A 465-nucleotide genomic window follows, 5' to 3' on the forward strand; every position below is an offset into this window, starting at 1 on the left:
TTCACATAGTCGGCGAAGAGCGGCGACATTTGCACGCCCAGCGAAGACGGCACCCAGCCGGCAATACCGAGAATGTTCATATCGATGGACTGCCCCGCGAGCGGGTGGCTTTCCTGCGCGCTCAGGCGGTTGATGAATGGTGCGCTGATGAGTGATGAAAGTCCCAGCGCCGACCCGCCCTTGAGCAGAGTGCGACGCGGCATAACAAAGCGCGAGCCCGCGCCTGATCGATCGAAATTTGACATGCGTATTCCTCCCATTGCGGCAAATTTTAACAAAAACGCCTAAGCCGCAGCGCTCGTTTCCCCGGCTGGTGGCGCGTGCCTCCATCCTCTCCGGGCCCTCCTCCAAGGGTCGCGCAATGGCTATTGGCGACAATATTCAAATGCTGTAAGACAAATGTCAAGATGGCTATATTGGACACCTCAACCGCTCCGAAAAATCGCTCGCCGGGCAGTGCATCGA

The 465-nt window shown here is 57.6% G+C and carries 1 protein-coding gene; it reads right to left on the reverse strand.

Features of this window, described 5'->3' with window-relative positions; genetic code table 11:
* The coding region (locus AB1462_RS31870; protein ID WP_367249080.1) for a hypothetical protein at window positions 1-245 on the reverse strand (245 nt) is incomplete at its 3' end.
* Between the last annotated feature and the right edge of the window lie 220 nt (window positions 246-465).

It is taken from the genome of Pseudomonas sp. SB113 (assembly GCF_040754745.1).
Taxonomy (GTDB): Bacteria; Pseudomonadota; Gammaproteobacteria; order Pseudomonadales; family Pseudomonadaceae; genus Aquipseudomonas; species Aquipseudomonas grimontii.